This window comes from Paraburkholderia sp. WS6, from assembly GCF_030464835.1.
Taxonomy (GTDB): Bacteria; Pseudomonadota; Gammaproteobacteria; order Burkholderiales; family Burkholderiaceae; genus Paraburkholderia; species Paraburkholderia madseniana.
On sequence record NZ_JALQCK010000054.1, the window covers coordinates 1 to 18563 of the forward strand.

Genomic DNA, 18563 nt, shown 5'->3' on the forward strand with positions numbered 1-18563 from the left:
CCTGGCCGGAAATGCCGTTTGGCGGCGTGAAGGATTCGGGCTATGGGTCGGAAGGTGGTCCGGAGGCGATGGAAGGTTATCTGGTGACGAAGGCCGTGTCGGTCATGGCTGTTTAGAAGCGCGAAACGGTCAAATCCGGTGGGCTCGTAAGCAGACGGTCACCACAATTCGCACCCGTCATTTACGCCTCTATTGCCTCAGAAGTGGCGTGACAACGCGTTGCAAGCGATCGGATGTCCAAACGGGAGATTTGTCGTCCCACCCGTTGTCCGCGAGGAGACCCGTTCGTCCGATCGTGAAGCTCACCGGAATGCGCCACATGCGCCCGTAGTCGCCTGCCCAGGCGCTGCCCAGCAGACCCACCGGAAAGCTAAGGCCAGCGGCAACCTCACGAACGGTTGACAGATCGTCTGCTCCATCCAGACTGAACCCGAGTACTTGCAGCCCGCTATTTGCGTTGCGCACGGCATAGGCCGACAGCAGAGGCAGTTCGTCACGGCACGGCTCGCACCAGGTGGCCCAGAACGTCAGAATAACCACCTTGCCGAGCAGATCAGCGCTGCTTATGCTCCGGCCATCCAGTGTATGAAGGACTAGAGGCGGAGCAGGTTGACCAACGGCCAGCGTGGCCGCGCGGGCCATCAAGGGTCGGCCCAACCCGCCTGCACCCAGGGACACTGCCAGCACGGCACGCAACCACGCGCGCCGCGCAGTCGATATCGAAGAGGCGGGGTCGTCATGCGCCAGTGGCGCTCGCGATTCGTCAGAACGCATAGCTCATCCCCACGTTGCCGCTCCAGCGTGGAAACAACTGATAACCGTCGAGTTTGCTGTATATAGCGCGCTGCACGAAGCCATACACCTCCAGGTTTTTCCATACGTTGACGGTGATGCCGGGGCTGAGATAAACGACGGTTCCCGCTGTGTTCGCAGTATCCGCAAGCGTGCCCTGGTCATGGCTCTTGCGGGTAACGTTGATCTGCAACTGCGGAACCCACTTCGGATTCGCCTCGTAGCGCAGGCCGAGGCTCAAACTGGCCAGATTCCCGGGGCGGTATGTCGCGCCGGGGTGATCGAGATTCTCCACGATTGCGGACTGGAATTGCCCGTTGATGAACGCGTCGAAGTTCTGGCTGATCGCCTGGTAATAGTAGGCCCCTACAATCAGGTCAGTACTGCCGGTGCCCGGCTGCAAGCTGGTGTCGAGCGCCTGGCCTGCGGCCGCATTGGGGCCGTTCGAGAAGAACACTGGATTGTGCCCAACGGTTGCACCCGTATTGACGTCCTGACCACCGTACCGGCCTGTGGGTAACTTGACGCCAAGCTGCAATCCAAGATTGTGGGTTGGAAGAAAACCCTGATAGCTTGCGATCAGCTTGATGTCTCCCAGGCCTTTGCTGGTTGCGCCGCTCACGTTGTCGGGAGTGAGCTGGTCCGTCGTCGCGTTGCCATATGTCGTGTGGCTACGGTAAATATAAGGAATGAGCGCACTGAAGTTCCAGCTCGCGCTGGGGCTATAGCTGATGCCGAGATTGATGTATCGATTGATCGTCTGGCGCTCCACCTCCTGGCTGCCACCGGCGTCATTGATGCTGGCGGGTTGCGTGTTCGACACCGAACCGGTACCGCTGCGCAACTGGTTTTGGTTGATGAAGTTGTATTCGATATTGATTCGCCAGCCTGGGGCGGCGGAATAGCCCATCGCTGCATCGGTGCTCAAGGAGCAGCCGCAAGTGGCGCATGCGTGAGCCGCAGCGGGAAAGATCGCGGCCATGGCGAAAGGCAGCGTGCAGCGCAATAGCGCGTTCGGGTTGGTAGACATGGTTTCCTCTCCGCTCGATGCGGGCGCGCGTCAACCCCCTCCTCGGGTGGAAGGACGCGCGTGTTTTCCTGAGATGACAGGCTGCCGCGACGGCCTGATTACGAAGCAGGCTGACGCTGCGACTGACAGAAACAACGACTAGGAAAGGGCGGGAGGATCGCGAGGCCGGCCAGAGGGAAACGCGGCGGCGTGAGGGACAAACGGGGGCGGCGCCGATACTTGCGCATCCGCTAGTGATAGCGTTGCAACGAGGCCGGCCGGAGGGACGCTCGGAGCGGCTACATGATGAGCGAGGAAGTCGCAGTATCCACACGCTGCGGTCTTGTCCGGGGACGCATGATGCGCGGCGGGAGCGTCACTGTCGACTGCCGAACAGATGGCACTGACCGGCTCATCGGCGCGGGACGCAACGAGCAACTGACTCACGAGCGGCGCGAAAACGACAAGCCACATGGCGATAAGGCCAAGCCATGCGACGGAGTGTTTGTGGGCGCCGATCTTCATGGGTAGTCAAAAATTTTTCAGGATTCTATCCGTCGGATAGCGGGCCCGTATAGCACCTACCTTATGCGTGCCATCAGCCGGAAGGGGCCGGATCGGCTGGACAGATACTTCGTTGGGTAACTGGAAGTCGGGACCGTTTCGCGCGGAACAGAAAGCGCCCGCGGTCAGATCGACACGTTGATCAGCCGAAAGGGTTTGCGAGACCGGCGGTGCGAGCATTGCCATCGGGATTGCAAGCAATCTGAGAATGCCGCCAATCTTCGGATTGAAAAGGCGAGGCATGATCTTGACGGACCGACCGGCTAGTGTGTTGTAGACGATTGTCGCGCAAGTTTTTGACAGCGCCGATGGGTAAATATCCTACAAAAGAGTAGGGAAAGAACGGGGCATGTCGCGATACAAAAAAGGGAGATCACTCGGGAATAAAGGAAATTCTGCCCGGGTATTACAAGAGCGTGCCGAGTCTTTGCGAGAACCCTTGATGCTTTTCGAAGCGGCACGAAATCCCGGCGCAAACTGCGTGATTCGATTGGCGTCGGGCATGTCATGCACCATGCTGGAGAATATGATGAAAGCTCTGACTTTAATCCCTATTGCCGCATTGACGTTGTGCACCACGCTCGCCTATGCGGGTGACAACACCGACACATCCAAAACGACCACCGACAGCAACGCGGCTATGACGTCGGACGCAGTCGGCGGTACGTCCGTGGGCGGTAGCGATAGCGGTGCCATCCATGGCAAGACTCGCGCGGAGGTCAAACAGGAATTGCAGCGCGCCCAGCAGGACGGCACGATGGACCGCCTGAACGCGCTCTACGGCGGAGAGTGAGCAGATGCACGGGATGGCCGACGCCTTGCTTGCGGAGAAACACCAACACGCTGAATTTGTCTTTCGAGCCGAAAGTAACCGGAACAATCGCAACGTCGCCGAGCATGATCGCCTGGTGCGTTGCGATGTTGTTCGACCAGTCCTGTTCGTCGTAGTCCTGAACCTTCGTGAAATAGTCGGCGTCGCCAGGCAGCCTGTTTCGCGGTGGAACGCTAACACATCGCTACCGAGCCATGGCTGATGCGGTGTCTTCGGCCACCGACGCAACATCAGGCGCTACATCGGGCGCAACATCAGGCGCTACATGGGACAGCTTCATCATGCGCGGCTGGAGCAGCAGCGCGACGAGCCCGCTCCAGCCGGTCTGATGCGAAGCACCGACGCCGCGTCCAGTGTCGCCGTGAAAGTACTCATGGAACAGGACGAGATCCTGCGAACGCGGGTCGGCTTGCAGCATTGGATAAGCGGCCATCACGGGCCGCACGCCTTGTGCATCTTTGAGAAAGAGCGTGGTGACCCGCCGTGCAAGGTCGTCGGCAATCCCGCTCAGCGAAACACGGTTGCCCGATCCCGTCGGATATTCGACGCGAAACTCATCGCCGTAGTAGCGATAGAACTCATGCAGCGATTCGATCAGCAGGTAGTTGACGGGTATCCAGATCGGCCCGCGCCAGTTCGAATTGCCGCCAAAAACACGCGAGTCCGATTCGGCTGGCTGGTATTGAACGCGGAGGTTCACGCCATCGTGGTCGAAGACGTACGGTACATCACGATGCACACGGGAAAGCGCCCGCACGCCATGCTCCGAGAGAAATTCGTTTTCATCGAGCGCGCGGCGCAACAGCGCTGTCATCCGCTGTCCGCGCAACAGCGACAGCAGCGTGGTGTTACCCGTGCCGGGTTCGGTCCAGCGCGACACCAGCTTTGCCAGATTGGGCCGATGATCGAGAAACCACGCCAGCCGTTCGCGCAATCCCGGCAGATGACCGTACACCCGATCCTCGAGCACGTGAACGGCGAACAGCGGAATCAGTCCGACGATTGAACGAATGCGCATTGGCACACGGGTACCGTCCGGAAGGTGCAGTACGTCGTAGAAGAATTCGTCTTGTCCATCCCATAACCCTGTTCTGCAGCCTTCGCTGCAACTGACCGCTTCCGCGATATACAGAAAGTGCTCGAAGAACTTCACCGCGATTTCGACGTACGCGCTGTTCGTCATCGCCAGTTCGAGGCCGATCTGCATCAGGTCAAGCGCGTACGAGGCCATCCATGCCGTGCCATCGGCCTGATCGATGCGGCCGCCGGTCGGCAGCGGTGAAGACCGGTCGAAGATGCCGACATTGTCGAGCCCAAGAAAGCCGCCCTGAAAGATGTTGCGGTCATCGGCGTCCTTGCGGTTGACCCACCACGAGAAATTGAGCAGCAGCTTGTGGAACATGACCTCAAGAAACTCATGATCGCCAATGCCCGTCACCTCGCGGTCGAGTTCGTACACCCGCCATGTTGCCCACGCATGAACGGGCGGATTCGCATCGCCGAACGCCCACTCGTAGGCGGGCAATTGCCCGTTCGGATGCATATAACGCTCCTTCACGAGCAGCAGCAATTGCTTCTTCGCGAAGTCGGGATCGATCATGGCGAACGCGACCGCATGAAACGCGAGGTCCCACGACGCGTACCATGGATACTCCCACTTGTCGGGCATCGACACGACGTCGCCATTGCACATGTGCCGCCAGTCCGCGTTGCGGCCGCGCCTCCGTGCTCTCGGTGGATTCGGTTGGCCGGGGTCGCCGTCATGCCAGCGCGTCACGTCGAACTGGTAGTACTGCTTCGACCACAGCATGCCGGCGAGCGCCTGACGCTGCACGAGCCGAGCATCGGCGTCGGGAATGTCGTGCTGAAGCGCCGCATAGAATTCATCGGCCTCCGCTTGCCGGCGCGCGAAGAGTTCTTCCATGTCGAGAGCCACGGCGTCCGAAGCCGCAGCCGGGGACGATTCTTGACGCCAGCGCAGATACAGCACCGAGCGCTCATGAGGCGCGAACTGTAGATACACATGCGCGGCGGCGCGGGTGCCCTTGTCGCGCCGGATTGCCTGCTCGTCGCCGTCAACGAGGTAGTCATTGAAGCCGTCCTTGAACGGTCCCGTTCCTTCGAAGCCGAAAATGCGGCGCACATTCGTTTCGTTTTCACAGAAGAGCCACTCGATCGGCTGTTGCGCCGACGCCGTCACGATCATCGTTCCGAGCGCGGGATTGTGCGCGACGACGCGCGCGCCTTCCTCAGTATTCGGCTCCAGCGTGAGCGACGGCTTGCCGGGCTTGCCCGACCATGCCCATCGGTTGCGAACCCAGAATTGCGGCAACAGATGAAGCGCCGCGCACTGATCCGCGCGGTTTTCGACGCTAACGCGCATCACGATATCGTCGGGCGTGTGCTTCGCGTACTCGACGCAGACGTCGAAGTAGCGGTTATCGTCGAACACGCCCGTATCGAGAATTTCATATTCGGGCTGATCGGCGCCGCGCCGCAGATTTTCATCGATCAGATCCTGGTACGGGTACGCGTCGTGAGGATACTTGTACAGCATCTTCATGTACGAATGCGTCGGCGTGCCGTCGAGATAGAAGTAAAGCTCCTTCACGTCCTCGCCGTGATTGCCTTGCGCGTTCGTCAGCCCGAAGAGCCGTTCCTTGATGATCGGATCGTGCCCGTTCCAGAGGGCGAGCGATACGCACCAGTCGAGCGGGTCGTTGCCGAATCCGGCAATGCCGTCCTCACCCCAGCGGTACATGCGGCTGCGCGCATGGTCGTGCGGAAAGTAGTCCCATGCGGTGCCGTATTCGCTGTAGTCTTCGCGAACGGTGCCCCATTGCCGGTCGCTTAGATAAGGCCCCCAGCGGCGCCATCGGTCGAGTTCCGGACCATGGAGACGGGCACCTTCCTTCGACTGGAGCAGATTGATTGCGCGTAGCGGTGGCACGGAACCTCCCAACCCGAAATCGACCATCCAACGCGTTCAGTGCGTGAATGTCGTTCCCTTTCCATCACGAGCACCGTGTGCGCGATGCACATCAGGCGCTCAATATCCTCTCTACGGTGCCTTAATGATAGGCGCCAGCAGCGAACGTCGATAACCGACATCGCCGAGCGTCGCGTTAATTAGCTGATTAACGGATTTTCCAATGACAGTGCAACCGGGCGCGCGAGGAAGTCCACTTGTGCCGGTCGCGAGTACCACAAGGGCTCGGACATGAGCAAGATCAGGTTAGCTATTTGCGACGCGTTGAGGGCTAACCTATCTTGTACTACTGGATGGCATTGACTACGTGGGTTATCCAAAAGATCGCATTGCTGGGAGGTTCACGATGAACAGCGACGCAGCTTCGCCACCGGGCGGGCAGGAGAACCAGGCAGAAGCCGACACTAACGGCGCCGATCGTTCTACCTCGGCAGATGCGCAGACTCCATATAGCACCTCACGCTGGAATCAGATATTTCCGGTACTGACGGACCCTGAGATCGATCGGATAAGGCGATTCGGTGCGATGTGCAGCTACGCCGTCGGCGAATTTCTCTATCGCGCGGGTGGCATGAGTCCAGGCATGTTCGTCCTGTTGTCAGGCTCGATTCGATACACCGCACGCGACGGACTCGGCCATCGACGTTTGCTGCGCTCTCAGGCAAAGCGGGGTGAATTCACGTCCGACGTTGGCATGCTTTCAGGCAAGCCCGGGCTCGTCGATGCTGAGGTTATTGAAGACGTCAATGCGCTCGTGATTTCGCCGGATAAGCTGCGTGCGCTGATGATTGGCGAGGCAGAGCTCGGCGAAAGGATCATGCGCGCGCTGATTCTGAGGCGCGTCGCTGCAATCGAGCGTGGGCAAGGGGCGGTGCTCGTTGGCCCGCCCGACAACGAGCGGCTCCTCGCGCTGCAACATTTCCTGCAACGCAATGCTCTCCCGCATATGACGCTTGACGTAGGGGGTGCCGATGCTATCGCATTGCTCGAGCGCATGACTCCCGGGCGCGATGACATGCCGCTCGTCGTCTGCCCGGATGGCACCGTGCTGCGCAATCCGGACGAGGGGCAGCTCGCGTCGTGTCTGGGACTCGTGCCGGAATTCGATTCAGGGCATCTCTACGATGTCGCGATCGTGGGTGCCGGGCCTGCCGGCCTGGCGGCAGCCGTCTATGCGGCGTCCGAAGGCTTGTCAGTGGCCGTCTTCGATTGCCACGCGCCGGGCGGCCAGGCCGGCACGAGTGCGCGCATCGAAAACTATCTGGGCTTTCCGACCGGTATATCGGGGCAAGCGCTAGCCGGCAGGGCATTTAACCAGGCGCAGAAATTCGGTGCGCACATCGCGATTCCGGTCGAAGTGAAGGCCTTGCATTGCAGCGCATACCCGCTCGAGGTCGAGCTTGCCAGTTCGCGGCGCATTGCGGCACGAACGGTGGTCATCGCGAGCGGCGCGGAGTATCGGCGCCCGGCAGTGAGCGGCCTTGCGGGCTTCGAAGGTCACGGTGTCTACTACTGGGCGACGTCGATCGAGGCTCGACTTTGCCGCGGCGAACCGGTGCTGCTGATTGGCGGTGGAAATTCAGCTGGGCAGGCCGTTGTGTTTCTGGCTTCGCATGCTGCCCACGTTCATGTCCTCGTCAGGGGCCAGGACGTCGAACACAGCATGTCGCATTACCTGATCGAGCGTATTGCCGCGTTGCCGAATGTGACGATCCATACAGGCGCTGAGATCACAGCCTTCGAAGGCGATGAACGGCTAGATTCTGTCTACTATCGGCGACACGATGGTGGTCTCGAATGCTTGAAGACGCATCATGTGTTCCTTTTTATCGGTGCCGACCCCAACACGAACTGGTTGCGCACGTGCAATGTGTCGTTGGATCCGAAAGGATTTGTGTTGACGGGTACGGACCTCGAAACGGGAGCCACCAGGTCCATGCTGCCATTGCATACCAGTGTCGACGGTGTGTTTGCAATTGGCGATGTTCGATCGGGTTCGACCAAGCGCGTTGCAGGGGCCGTGGGGGAGGGGGCCGCCGTGGTCGCGGAGATTCACCGTTTTCTTGCCAGCCATAAGCCGTCTGTCGCGATGGATTGCAAGGTTTGACCGCTTCGGATGTGACTACCATCCAAATTTAAGTTCGATGCCGACATAGTCCGCGCATGCAAACCGGCAACGAACGCCACCGCGTTCGTACCTGCGAACGGCCTGGGCCACGTACGTGTCATGGCGTCTCCGTGTCGTGAGCTGGGTGCAATACGCCGCGTGCCTTCAATGCCAGCCACAGGAGCGCGACGAACGGCAGCAGCAACGCCCAGAACCCTGTGTGCCGATACGCGAGGGCGCCGAGGATTGCGCCAACGGCGAACGCGAGAATCGTCGGCAACATCTTCCCCAGACGCGTTCGCGCCACCGCTCGTGCGTCGGATGGCATCTGCGGCGACAGGATGTCGAGCGTGTCGAGCACGGCCTGCGTCACGTTGCCCGTCATCACAGTGTTGGGCACACCGGGACGCGAGACAAGCCGGCCGTGCGCATTCTGCACGCCCATTGCCGCTGCGCCGATCATCCCGCAGACGATGACGGGCGTGCTATCCGCATGCACAACGGGCGAGACGCCGACGCCCGCGAGGCAAAAGGCCAGCATGAGTGCTGCCTGGACAACGTAGAGAACGCACGCCGCGCGGTTGGGCGTCGCGGGTTCGACGCGCTTCACAATCACGCTGCTGACGGCCACACCTGCAACGAATGCGGGGAACGCCATCAACTTCATGAACACGCCCTGGCCGTAACCTGCCGCTTCGGCGCCGATCAGCACGAAGTTGCCCGTGACGTGCGCAGTGAACAGCCCAAAAAGCGCGACAAAGCTGAGCGTGTCCACGTAGCCCGCGATGGCGGCGAGCACGCTGTCTTCAGATTTCATCAATCGTCTCCCGTGTTGGGGAATGACATCGGGCGGCCCCGCGACCGTCATGGCGCATCACCCCGGCGTCCCGCGTCTACTGCGTAACCGCATGAATCTCGGCGATATATCCACCCGGGAACTGCACGAGCGCGGCTTCGCGCTTATCCGAAGTGAACGGCGGGACCAGCACCATGACGCCTGCCGCCTTCGCCTTCTGCAGCGTGTCGGCGAGATTCGTCACTTCATAGCCCGTCATCTCCCGGCCGAACGGCCATGGCAACTGGCCGTCCGTCACCAGCACCGTCATCTTGCCGAATCCCGACTCGATCCGCACACGCCGGTACGTATCGCCCGGCCGGCCAATTTCGACGGCGGGCGCGTTGTGATCATCGGACACAACTTTGCCATGCGAAAAAGCCACGAAGTTGCGAATCAATAGATTGGCGCGCTCCGGCGACACGTAGACCCGGTTCTCGGGCACCGTCTGCAAAGAACCATAGTTCGGCGCCTGATTGTGCCAGTACAACTGCATGTTGACGCCGCCCGGCCAGGAGACGATCGCGTCACGTCCGATCGGATCGGGGAACGTCGCCACCGTGACGTCGGCGTGGTGCCGCCTGGCCGACTTGACGGCCGCGTCGATGTCGGTCACGAGATATCCCGTGCGCTCGCTACCGAACGGATACGGAACAGGCGTCTTGAAGCCGAACACCGACAACGTGCCGACCGGCGTGAAAACGAGTTGCGACATCGTCTTGCTCGACGTGGGTGTCACCTGAAAGACGCCCTGTTGCGACTTATGGCCGCCGAAGGTTGCGACAAGACTATCGGTGAATTTGTCGAAGTCTTCAGGCGCTACATAGACATGGGTGGTGTCGTATTGCGGCCCCACAGCCAGCTGCGGCTCTGCAATGGGCTGTGGAATTTTTGGTGGTGTAGCCGACGCGACTGACGATGCAGCGAGACAGATGACGGCAAGCGCTGTCGCTGCCAGGGAGCGAAGATTACGCATGGTATTGAAAGTCCTTTGGGGTTTTACTGAACACCGGAACGACCGGAGGATTGCTTGATACCGGCAAGGCATGTCGCCATGACGAGCGCGGCGCGCGCCACCAGCGGCAACCAGCGCTGCGCGAGCAGCGCAGCGATCCAGTGCGGATTCCTTTGTGCGTTTGTACTCATGTCAGACGCCAACGGCCGTGAATTTCCCGTCCTTGATGGCGATCGCGCTCGCTGTCGGGTTCGCACGATTCAGCGTCGTGAAGCGACCATCGGGCCGAATCAGATCGGGGCTGTCTTAACTGGATATCGTATGGATTCCTGATGGCCAGCGGCACCTTGCCGCACGGCCGGAGTCATGACATCAGTTGAGGCAGTGGGTGGCCGGTTATCTGACCGATTACCTGGCCGGAACCGCGGGCACGATCTCGTGGGACCCGTTGGCGCGCTGCGGCGCCTTGTGCACCATTGTGTACGCGTAGTCCACGCCCATCCCGTACGCACCAGAGTGCTCCCTGACCACGTTCATGACGGCGTCGTACGTGTCGCGACGCGCCCAGTCACGCTGCCATTCGAGCATCACCTGTTGCCACGTCACGGGCACGACGCCGGCCTGAATCATGCGCTTCATCGCATAGTCATGTCCGTCCTTCGACGTGCCACCCGAGGCGTCTTCGACCATGTAGATCTCGTAGTCGCCTTCCAGCATCGCGCTGAGTGCAAAGGTGTTGTTGCAAACCTCTGTCCACAGGCCGGAAACCACGATCTTCTTGCGTCCATTCGCAGCCAGCGCGTCACGAACCTTCTGGTCGTCCCAGGAGTTCATCGACGTGCGTTCGAGCACCGGTTGACCGGGAAACACGTCGAGCAGTTCGGGGTAGGTAAAGCCCGAGAAGCTTTGCGATTCGACCGACGTAATGGTGGTGGGGATGCCGAATAGCTTCGCTGCCTTGGCGAGACCTACCACATTGTTCTTCAGCACTTGCCGATCAATGGATTGGACGCCGAATGCCATCTGCGGCTGTTGGTCGATGAAAAGCAGCTGGGAGTTTTGCGGGGTCAGTACTTCAAGCTTGGGGTTGCTCATGATGGGTTCCTTTCAGTGTGGTTGGGTGATCAGGCTTGCTTCAGTTTGTCGATGGCATCCAGCACGTGCGTGCTGTACGTGATGGCAGCGCCGGCATTCAGGTTGATCGCGACACCCAGCGCTTCTGCGATTTCCGCATCGGTCACGCCGAGCTTGACGGCCTCTGCCGAATGAAAGGCGATACAACCGTCGCAGCGCGTGGTGACTGCGACGGCCAGCGCGATGAGCTCACGCGTCTTCGCGCCGAGATGGTTCGTGTTGGCGCCCGCACCAGCGATGAGGCCAAAACCGTGAAGGGTGTCCGGCGTGCGTGTGGACAGTTCCTTGAGGCGAACATTGATGTCCTGAATCGTTTCTTTCCACTCAATCATGAGATGACTCCAATAGGGTTACATGGTGATCAGGCGCACGAGCGGGCCACTCAACCGGCCCACGGTTCGCCTCGCTTCGGATCGATGCGATTCATCGGCTCCGGGCGTCAACGAATTGACTGAGATGAATGCTAGTCGCGGCCGTGAAACGCGTCCCTGAAATACGTTCACACCTTGCGATTAACTTGTTATCTATTTGATTATTAAAGATTTTGTTTGTACTATCCAAGCGAACGAATCGACGTGTAACGACCATCACCCGTGCGTAGCGGTTGGCGAAAATGAGGTTGGCGACATCAGGTTGGCGAACATGAACCTTGTTGAGATGCTTCAGGCCGCCGGCATCGACGGAAACAAGGCCGACTTCTATCTGGCCTCGCTGGAACTCGGCGAGTCCACCGTCGCTTCGATCGCCCAGAAGGCGGGCATCGGCCGCACCAATGCATACGAAGTGCTCGACCGGCTGCTCGCCGACGGACTCGTCGCGACCGTGCAGAAAGGCGCGCGCAGCTATGTCATTCCGCAGGATCCGATCGCGCTGCTCAGGCGTATCGAGGCGCAGCGTCAGCTCGTTCAGGAAGTGCTCCCGCGGCTGCGCTCCATTCACAACTCAGCGGGTGGAAAACCGCGGGTGCGCTATTTCCCGGGTATCGAAGGGATCAAGACTGTGCTCAACGAAACGCTCGAATGTCAGAGCAAAGAGTTGCGCGCGGTGATGTCTAACAGCGAGCTGTTTGAGACGCCGGGTTTTGAGGTCATCAGGGACGTCGCGGTGCGACGCATCCGTGCGGGTATCAATCTGCGCATAATCCGCTCCGGTCCGGGCGATACACGCGATCTGTGGCGAACATCGACGCGCGATCGCCGCGAACTCCGCTTTGCGCCCGCGGATTTCGAAGCGGGCATCACGACCTATCTGTACGACGACACCGTGGCCTTTATTTCATCGCGTGCCGAGCACTACGCGCTGTCCATTCAAAGCGCGGAGTTCTTTGCGTTCGAGTGCGGTCTGTTCGAAGTGCTATGGAACACGAGCACGTCCGATCGGTCCGACAAACCCGCGTGAACGGTTTTAGTTCGCGCCAAGGGTACTGCGCGTCAAGGTTTGCCACCGGCTTCGTCCGTTTCATTGAGCATCGTCATTTTCATCATGTTGCCGGCCTCCTCTCGACCGGACCGCGATCCCGCCCAGGGTGACTGGACCGGGGGTGGAGTCCTCGATGACCTGAGACGGCGCCACATTGCCCCTTGCCCCCGGCGCGAACGCGAGAATGCGCAGGTTCGGCTCGGCATCAAAGAGCCGCCCGTCCGAGGAGATGGCGATCTTGTTTCCCGGCAAGCCAGAGCCAGTGATTCCCGTGGCTGGACCGCTGATTGTCCGTACCGGCGGCACGTCGCCGTTCGCCTTGGCGGCGAAAACGCTCACCTGGATCTGCGTCACGTCCGCGGTCTGGTTGTAGACGAATAACTCGTCCGTACGCGGATCGACAGCGATCGTCATGTTGTTCCTTGCAAAAAGTCCGGCCCCCGGCAGCAGGCCGGTTTTGCTACCCGTGAGGCTGCGCAGAAGCGGCGGCGCGGTCATGCTCCGACGCGTGCCAAACGTGTCGATGATCGCCGCCCCCCGTATGTCATAGCCCGCAATCAGCAGATTGTCGTCGCTGTCAATCGCAATGCTCACGTACTGGACGATATTCGGATCGGTGATGTGAACCGGATTGGTTACAGGCCCGGAGCTGTTGGCGGGAGCGACCAGCACCCCCGCCTCCGTGGGGCGAACGGTCAGGACGAAGTCGTTGAGGTGGGAATCCACCGCGATGCTGAGCAGGTCATTTGTCATCGTCAACATGAACGACCGCCTGGGTGCCTCATTGCCCTCGGCCTTCCGCGAAAAGATGTCGACGGTGCTGTTGGTAAGAAACTGCGCGACGTGAAAGGAGTCCTTCTTGTCGATCACCGTCGCTCCGGCGGTCATGAGGGTGGTGAGCGGCCCTTGCAGCACCTGGCAGGGCTCCGTCGCTCCGTTGGCGCGCAAGGAGTAACCGCGAATCTGATCACCGAGAATGAGGAAGACGGCGTCGTTGGGGCAGGCGGCGTGCGCCAGTTGGACCCCGAACAGCATACTGACGACGGCGACACATAGCGCGGGTTTCATGACACGCCTCCTTGGTCATATAGTGCGAATGCGCCAATCAAGCATAGGCCCCGGGCGGAGGCCGAACGGAGTTCCGCCAGTTCGAACCTGTGTTTTGGCGGGCGATGCGAGGGAACACCCATCGATATCGAACGGTAGTGCGGTCCGACCTCTCACGAAATAGGAGGCCGCCCGCCTGAACGAACTCGCCCTGTACTACCATGATGATCCTTCGTATGTGCGATGGCGCGCAGAAGAATTCTGACGTGGGTTCATAGTAGTTTTGGTCGCCTTGATATGAGGAATGTGACCCGCGTAATCCCGGCATCAAATTCGCCATATTGATAGGTTCATCAGGATTGCTGCTTGCGGGCTGTGCCGGGACGTGTGGGGCATCGTTCGCATGAGGGGGTGAAGCGAACAATGGCCATTATTCGGGGCGATTCCAGGTTTAGACTCTTCCTGCTCACCGGGCTTGTGGCATTGGCTTACTACGCGGGCGCAAAAGTAGGACTTGCTTATGCGATAGTGGGCGGCGCAGTGTCTCTGGTGTGGCCCTCCAGTGGCATCGCCCTTGTTGCACTGCTCGCTCTGGGCTTCGAAGTTGCCCCCGGAATCGTCATTGGCTCCCTCCTCGCCAACGTGTCGGTGGGCGTGCCCTTGCCAGTGGCCGCCGTGATTAGTGTTGGCGCGATAGTTGCAGCCTTGACGGCGGCAATACTGTTGAACCGCGTAGCCCGATTCCAGATCACCCTCGACCGCATCAAGGACGTGTTAGCCCTCATTGCTCTCGCTGCGGTGCTCAGCACGGCAGTGAGTGCGCTGATTGGTGCGACCGCCGTATTCGGAGGGGGCTTGATGCCGGCCGCCGAGTACGGCGCAGCTTTTCTGAAATGGTGGCTCGGTGACATGATGGGCGTGCTGGTGGTGGCTCCGCCCCTGCTCAGCCTGCTCGCGTATCCGAACCCCATCCGCTCGGCGGAGCAGGCCGTGGAGGCGTGCGGACTGGCCATTGCGACCTTCTGGGTGAGCTACCTCATCTTCGGTGCCCCGCAACTTGCCGGACACGGCTACTATCCTGCAGCCTTGGCGATCTTTCCGTTCATTATCTGGGCGGCTCTGCGCTTCGATCACCTGGGCACCAGTCTCGCGACCTTGATGGTCTCAGTCGTGGCTATCTGGGGTACCACCCACGGCACGGGCCCCTTCGCCGCCAATTCTCCGGTGGATAGCCTCGTGAGGTGGTGCACCTTCGCGAACGTCGTGGCGATAACCGGACTGCTGCTGGTGGCGGCACGTGCTCAGGAGCAGCGCGTCCATCGCCTGCTGCAGGCCTCCTACGTCGAATTGGAACGGCGCGTAGAGGAGCGAACCGAAGACCTGGAGAAGACAAACAGCGAACTAAAGGAGGAGATCGCGCAACGTCGTCTGTTGGAAGAAGAACTGATCCAGATCGGCGATCAGCAGCAAAGACTCTTTGGCCGGGAACTGCATGATGGACTTGGGCAACACCTGACCAGCCTGGGTCTGTACTGCGCCGCCTTGAATCAGAAACTGCAGACGCAGGGCCACCCGGCCGCCGCCGACGCCGCTACCATCGTCGGATTGGTGAAGCAGTCGTCCTTGATGACCCGCAGGATTGCCCATGGCCTGGACCCGGTCGCCATTGAATATGGTGGCCTTGCGGCCGCACTGCATGGGCTGGCGGAAACGGCTCGCACGCTTGACGGCATAGACTGCATGCTCCGGATCCAGCCAGATGTAGACTTACTGGATCAGCCTACTCAGATCAACCTGTATCGTGCGGCACAGGAAGCAGTCAACAACGCGCTGAAATATAGCGAAGGCCGTCACATTTGGATCGACCTGGAGCGCGTAGGCGGCTTGCAGACGCTTTCAATCAGTGACGACGGGGTGGGCGTCGGCCCGGAACAAATGGCGCGTGCCTCAGGACTGGGACTCCAAAACCTGCGTCACCGGGCGAGTCTTCTGGGCGGCTCTTGTACGGTGGCCCGCAATGCTTTGGGTGGCACCACGGTCGCCATCAGCTATCCGATACCGGAGCGCCCAGACCATGCACGGGAAGCCGTCTAGCCCAGGCCGCGCGACTCAAATCCTGATCGTGGATGACCACCCCATCATCCGGGAGGGGATGACGCATTTGCTGAATCTGCAAGAGGATCTGCACGTCTGCTGCGCGGTCGGCAGCGCCGAAGAGGCCCTGGCGGCGATGGACTGCCTGCCCGACATGGCCATTGTGGACATCAGTCTGCAATCGGACTCCGGCCTGGATCTTGTCAAGACCCTCCGCCACCGCTACCCGAAATTGGCAATCCTCGTCCTCAGCATGCATGACGAAAGCCTGTTTGCCGAACGCGCACTACGGGCCGGGGCAAACGGGTATCTGATGAAACTCGAGGCCACGGAGCATGTCGTGAGCGCCATCCGCGAAGTGCTGGCAGGCAATATTTATTTGAGCGCCGCCATGCATGGAAAGCTGGCGCGAGCCCTTGCGGGTCCCAGAAAAACGCCGGCCGGCCCAATTGCGAGCCTTTCGGTTCGGGAATTCGAGGTCCTGCATCTGATCGGACTCGGTTTCGGTACCCGCGAAATCGCCGCGAAACTGAATCGGAGCGTCAAGACCATCGAGGCACACCGGGCCAACATCAAAGAAAAGTTGAATATCCGTAGCGGCAACGAGCTGATGCGCTTTGCAATTCAGTGGATCGAGAGCCAATAGAGCGGAGCCCAGTCACTGAATAAGGCAATCCCCTAGCCTCGTTTAGGAAAAGCGCCTTATTCATGCGCTTGCGGTCAGCGCATACAGTGCAGTGGTACCTGCCGGCATGCCGCAACCCGTGGACGGGGTGGGCAGTCGAAACCCAGCAGCTCCACGAGGATCGCCGCCAGGTTGCAGGTGATGAAAATAGATCCAGGCTGGATGCACCGGTCCTATCCTGGAGCGGTCGCGATACAAAAGAGGAAGATGACTCGGGAATGAAGGAAATTCTTCCCGGGTATGCAAGAGCGTGCCGAGTCCTTGCGAGAACCTTTGATGCTTTTCGAAGCGGCACGAAATCCCGGCGCAAACTGCGTGATTCGATCGGCGTCGGGCATGTCATGCACCATGCTGGAGAATATGATGAAAGCTCTGACTTTGATCCCTATTGCCGCATTGACGTTGTGCACCACGCTCGCCTATGCGGGTGACAACACCGACACATCCAAAACGGCCACCGACAGCAACGCAGCTATGACGTCGGACGCAGTCGGCGGTACGTCCATGGGCAGTAGCAATAGCGGTGCCCTCCATGCCAAGACTCGCGCGGAGGTCAAACAGGAATTGCTGCGCGCCCAGCAGGACGGCACGATGGATCGCTTGAACTCGCTCTACGGCGGGCAGTGAGCAGATGCACGGGATGGCCGACGCCTTTTTGCTCACTGCAATGATGAATATTGCCAACGGGTGAACAAGTTCTGGCACGGCGGCTTTCACCCACTTTGTCGTGCTTTGCTGGTGGCTCAACGTGTGCGCGTCCGAAGCGAAGGTGACCCGATGATCAAGACGTTCACTGTCCTTCTCGCCTACCAGTGCTTTGGCGAATTAATAGCCTACGCCGGGAACCTGCCGATTCCCGGCGCGGTTATAGGGATGATCCTGTTGTTAGCCTCCCTGAGTCTCCGCCCCGGCCTTTCATCCGCCATTGAGAGCGACTCTCTTGCCCTGCTTAGGTTTCTGCCTCTTTTGTTCGTTCCAGCAGGCGTCGGCATCATGGTTTTTGCCGGCCGCGTGGCTCATGACCTGCTCCCGATAGCCGTGTCCGTTGTTGTGTGTACGGCGCTAACAATCGTCGTTACCGCGCTTGTCGGCCAAGGCTTGTGCACTTTATGGCCCGCGCGCGCTGCACCGCTTGCACCCACGACAACACCGTTTGCATCGCCGCTCCATGCCGACGGAAACACAGCGCTTGCGGCTGCCGACATTGAGAAGGTTGATACACCGTGAACGTTCATCAGAACATCGCGTCCGCGTGGGCATTTCTCGGAACAACACCGCTTCTTTGGCTGACCCTCACGTTCCTCGCGTACGCAATCGCGCAGGTCGTCCACGGTTCGCTGGGAAAAAGTGCGCTCGCGAATCCCGTGTTAATTGCAGTGGCGCTTTTGATACTTGCCTTGCGTGAATCGAACACATCGTATGTCACCTACATGCAAAGCGCCCAGCCCATTCAATTTTTGCTCGGACCGGCAATCGTCGCGCTCGCTATACCGATGCACCGACAATTGCCTAAATTGCGCCGGCTGGCCCCGCAATTGGCTGGCGCACTTGTGGCGGGTTGTGCGACGGGCATCTCATCGGCCCTTTTGATCCCAAGGCTCCTGGGAGCCACGGGTCAAATACTTGCCACGATTGCGCCGAAGAGCGTTACGGCAGGAATTGCTATCCGTATTTCCGAGAAAATCGGCGGGTTGCCGTCGCTGACGGCCGTCCTTGTGATCATGACCGGCATCACTGGCGCGGTGATTGGCAGCGGCCTTTTGAGGTTGATTCACGTGTCGAGGCATGACCTGGGTGGCTTCGCACTGGGTGTCGCGTCCCATGGAATCGGCACTGCTCGTGCGTTGCAGATGAGTGAAGAAGCCGGCGCATTTGCGGGCCTTGGGATGGGCCTGAACGGCATTCTGACGTCCTTTGTCCTGCCAATTATTTATCCAATCCTGAGCGGTTTTTTCTGACGCGACAGACCCACTTCGCTGCTTTATTTGCAACACTCCTTCTGCTCGCGCAGATCTATACTTGTCGCCCTCCACGAGCATGCGAGCGGCGTGGACCCGACCGGCAAGCCCGCGGTGGCCGCGATTACGAATCTGTCGAGCGC

General features: G+C 60.0%; 18 protein-coding genes and 1 pseudogene. 9 read left to right on the forward strand and 10 right to left on the reverse strand.

The genetic code is table 11. The features are described from left to right. The coding region (locus tag M0D64_RS39325; RefSeq protein WP_266261657.1) for an aldehyde dehydrogenase family protein at positions 1–116 on the forward strand (116 nt) is incomplete at its 5' end. A 73-nt stretch (positions 117–189) separates the two neighbouring features. On the opposite strand, the gene M0D64_RS39330 is transcribed toward M0D64_RS39325, so the two are convergent. The 3 genes from M0D64_RS39330 to M0D64_RS39340 form a co-directional block, all read right to left on the reverse strand. After that, the gene (locus tag M0D64_RS39330; protein WP_266261616.1) at positions 190–774 is read right to left on the reverse strand and encodes a TlpA disulfide reductase family protein; all 585 of its coding nucleotides are present in this window, start codon (positions 772–774) and stop codon (positions 190–192) included. Further along, on the reverse strand, positions 764–1822 hold the full coding sequence (locus M0D64_RS39335; RefSeq protein ID WP_266261617.1) for a transporter: 1059 nt from the start codon (positions 1820–1822) through the stop codon (positions 764–766). Before M0D64_RS39335 ends, M0D64_RS39330 begins: the two co-directional genes overlap by 11 nt. A 138-nt stretch (positions 1823–1960) precedes the next feature. Further along, the gene (locus M0D64_RS39340) at positions 1961–2326 is read right to left on the reverse strand and encodes a DUF2946 domain-containing protein (RefSeq protein ID WP_266261618.1); all 366 of its coding nucleotides are present in this window, start codon (positions 2324–2326) and stop codon (positions 1961–1963) included. Between the two features lie 568 nt (positions 2327–2894). Here M0D64_RS39340 and M0D64_RS39345 point away from each other — a divergent pair. Next, the gene (locus M0D64_RS39345) at positions 2895–3158 is read left to right on the forward strand and encodes a DUF4148 domain-containing protein (protein ID WP_166618289.1); all 264 of its coding nucleotides are present in this window, start codon (positions 2895–2897) and stop codon (positions 3156–3158) included. Between the two features lie 223 nt (positions 3159–3381). On the opposite strand, the gene M0D64_RS39350 is transcribed toward M0D64_RS39345, so the two are convergent. Next, positions 3382–6147, reverse strand: a complete 2766-nt coding sequence (locus M0D64_RS39350) for a glucosidase (RefSeq protein WP_266261619.1) — start codon at positions 6145–6147, stop codon at positions 3382–3384. A gap of 385 nt (positions 6148–6532) precedes the next feature. Between M0D64_RS39350 and M0D64_RS39355 the strand changes: the two genes are divergently transcribed. Next, entirely contained in the window at positions 6533–8293 is a 1761-nt protein-coding gene (locus M0D64_RS39355; RefSeq protein WP_266261620.1) for an FAD-dependent oxidoreductase, read from the forward strand. A gap of 118 nt (positions 8294–8411) precedes the next feature. Here the strand turns inward: M0D64_RS39355 and M0D64_RS39360 are convergent, their stop codons facing one another. From M0D64_RS39360 to M0D64_RS39380, 5 genes are all read right to left on the reverse strand, one after another. Further along, positions 8412–9110 carry a YoaK family protein gene (locus tag M0D64_RS39360; protein WP_266261621.1) on the reverse strand — a complete coding sequence of 233 codons (699 nt, stop codon included), beginning with the start codon at positions 9108–9110 and terminating at the stop codon, positions 8412–8414. A 76-nt stretch (positions 9111–9186) separates the two neighbouring features. Continuing rightward, positions 9187–10104, reverse strand: a complete 918-nt coding sequence (locus tag M0D64_RS39365) for a glyoxalase (protein ID WP_266261622.1) — start codon at positions 10102–10104, stop codon at positions 9187–9189. Between the two features lie 23 nt (positions 10105–10127). Beyond that, complete coding sequence (locus M0D64_RS39370; protein WP_266261623.1) at positions 10128–10274, reverse strand: hypothetical protein; 147 nt, start codon at positions 10272–10274, stop codon at positions 10128–10130. 217 nt (positions 10275–10491) lie between these two features. After that, the gene (locus M0D64_RS39375; protein ID WP_266261624.1) at positions 10492–11178 is read right to left on the reverse strand and encodes a hydrolase; all 687 of its coding nucleotides are present in this window, start codon (positions 11176–11178) and stop codon (positions 10492–10494) included. A 29-nt stretch (positions 11179–11207) separates the two neighbouring features. Continuing rightward, positions 11208–11549: a carboxymuconolactone decarboxylase family protein gene (locus M0D64_RS39380; protein ID WP_266261625.1), complete on the reverse strand. Its 342-nt coding sequence runs from the start codon at positions 11547–11549 to the stop codon at positions 11208–11210. A 310-nt stretch (positions 11550–11859) separates the two neighbouring features. Here M0D64_RS39380 and M0D64_RS39385 point away from each other — a divergent pair, with 310 nt between their 5' ends. Continuing rightward, positions 11860–12615 carry a TrmB family transcriptional regulator gene (locus tag M0D64_RS39385; RefSeq protein ID WP_266261626.1) on the forward strand — a complete coding sequence of 252 codons (756 nt, stop codon included), beginning with the start codon at positions 11860–11862 and terminating at the stop codon, positions 12613–12615. A gap of 60 nt (positions 12616–12675) precedes the next feature. On the opposite strand, the gene M0D64_RS39390 is transcribed toward M0D64_RS39385, so the two are convergent. Continuing rightward, complete coding sequence (locus tag M0D64_RS39390; protein WP_266261627.1) at positions 12676–13704, reverse strand: hypothetical protein; 1029 nt, start codon at positions 13702–13704, stop codon at positions 12676–12678. A 402-nt stretch (positions 13705–14106) separates the two neighbouring features. Here M0D64_RS39390 and M0D64_RS39395 point away from each other — a divergent pair, with 402 nt between their 5' ends. The 5 genes and pseudogenes from M0D64_RS39395 to M0D64_RS39415 all read left to right on the forward strand — a co-directional run bounded on the left by M0D64_RS39395 (position 14107) and on the right by M0D64_RS39415 (position 18420). After that, on the forward strand, positions 14107–15777 hold the full coding sequence (locus M0D64_RS39395; RefSeq protein WP_266261628.1) for an MASE1 domain-containing protein: 1671 nt from the start codon (positions 14107–14109) through the stop codon (positions 15775–15777). Positions 15778–15805: 28 nt separating this feature from the next. Beyond that, positions 15806–16423 (forward strand): response regulator transcription factor, encoded by a 618-nt coding sequence (locus tag M0D64_RS39400; RefSeq protein WP_266261629.1) that lies wholly within the window; start codon positions 15806–15808, stop codon positions 16421–16423. A gap of 402 nt (positions 16424–16825) precedes the next feature. Then, positions 16826–17089 carry a DUF4148 domain-containing protein gene (locus tag M0D64_RS39405; RefSeq protein WP_266261630.1) on the forward strand — a complete coding sequence of 88 codons (264 nt, stop codon included), beginning with the start codon at positions 16826–16828 and terminating at the stop codon, positions 17087–17089. Between the two features lie 150 nt (positions 17090–17239). After that, positions 17240–17563 (forward strand): annotated as a pseudogene (locus tag M0D64_RS39410) (CidA/LrgA family protein); the annotation flags it as partial. A gap of 122 nt (positions 17564–17685) precedes the next feature. Then, positions 17686–18420 (forward strand): LrgB family protein, encoded by a 735-nt coding sequence (locus M0D64_RS39415; protein WP_266241124.1) that lies wholly within the window; start codon positions 17686–17688, stop codon positions 18418–18420. Positions 18421–18563: the final 143 nt, after the last annotated feature.

What these genes read in the sequence shown, in the direction of transcription:
- M0D64_RS39375 (WP_266261624.1), bottom strand. Translation starts at nt 11,178, where the DNA reads ATGAGCAACCCCAAGCTTGAAGTACTGACCCCGCAAAACTCCCAGCTG.
- M0D64_RS39355 (WP_266261620.1), top strand. Translation starts at nt 6,533, where the DNA reads ATGAACAGCGACGCAGCTTCGCCACCGGGCGGGCAGGAGAACCAGGCA.
- M0D64_RS39340 (WP_266261618.1), bottom strand. Translation starts at nt 2,326, where the DNA reads ATGAAGATCGGCGCCCACAAACACTCCGTCGCATGGCTTGGCCTTATC.
- M0D64_RS39380 (WP_266261625.1), bottom strand. Translation starts at nt 11,549, where the DNA reads ATGATTGAGTGGAAAGAAACGATTCAGGACATCAATGTTCGCCTCAAG.
- M0D64_RS39385 (WP_266261626.1), top strand. Translation starts at nt 11,860, where the DNA reads ATGAACCTTGTTGAGATGCTTCAGGCCGCCGGCATCGACGGAAACAAG.
- M0D64_RS39365 (WP_266261622.1), bottom strand. Translation starts at nt 10,104, where the DNA reads ATGCGTAATCTTCGCTCCCTGGCAGCGACAGCGCTTGCCGTCATCTGT.
- M0D64_RS39390 (WP_266261627.1), bottom strand. Translation starts at nt 13,704, where the DNA reads ATGAAACCCGCGCTATGTGTCGCCGTCGTCAGTATGCTGTTCGGGGTC.
- M0D64_RS39335 (WP_266261617.1), bottom strand. Translation starts at nt 1,822, where the DNA reads ATGTCTACCAACCCGAACGCGCTATTGCGCTGCACGCTGCCTTTCGCC.
- M0D64_RS39395 (WP_266261628.1), top strand. Translation starts at nt 14,107, where the DNA reads ATGGCCATTATTCGGGGCGATTCCAGGTTTAGACTCTTCCTGCTCACC.
- M0D64_RS39330 (WP_266261616.1), bottom strand. Translation starts at nt 774, where the DNA reads ATGCGTTCTGACGAATCGCGAGCGCCACTGGCGCATGACGACCCCGCC.
- M0D64_RS39345 (WP_166618289.1), top strand. Translation starts at nt 2,895, where the DNA reads ATGAAAGCTCTGACTTTAATCCCTATTGCCGCATTGACGTTGTGCACC.
- M0D64_RS39405 (WP_266261630.1), top strand. Translation starts at nt 16,826, where the DNA reads ATGAAAGCTCTGACTTTGATCCCTATTGCCGCATTGACGTTGTGCACC.
- M0D64_RS39370 (WP_266261623.1), bottom strand. Translation starts at nt 10,274, where the DNA reads ATGAGTACAAACGCACAAAGGAATCCGCACTGGATCGCTGCGCTGCTC.
- M0D64_RS39360 (WP_266261621.1), bottom strand. Translation starts at nt 9,110, where the DNA reads ATGAAATCTGAAGACAGCGTGCTCGCCGCCATCGCGGGCTACGTGGAC.